General features: G+C 52.7%; 1 protein-coding gene. It reads right to left on the bottom strand.

Annotation, left to right across the window (positions count from 1 at the left end; all coding sequences use genetic code 11):
* Positions 1-241, bottom strand: a 241-nt coding sequence (locus ACZ3HG_RS24690; protein WP_465335153.1) for a Mur ligase family protein, incomplete at both ends; no start/stop codon positions are given.

Raw genomic sequence — 241 nt, 5'->3', positions numbered from 1 at the left:
GCATTCTTTCCATAAGAAATAACGTTAAGTCCGTGTTGGGTAGCCGCTTCGGCAACAAGGGGATATTCGGGAATATCGGCATTCAGTATGGCCGCGCCGCCCTTTGGCATTACTTCTTTGAACAGCCTTAGCTTGGCAGCCAGATAGGCCTCCATGGTTTCATGATAGTCCAGATGATCGCGCGAAAGGTTGGTAAAGCCACCGGCCTTCACCCGCACATGGTCGAGCCGATGAAGGGCGA

This window comes from Erwinia sp. PME.40.26/001 (genome assembly GCF_055556675.1).
This window is presented reverse-complemented; position numbering and strand designations above follow the sequence as displayed.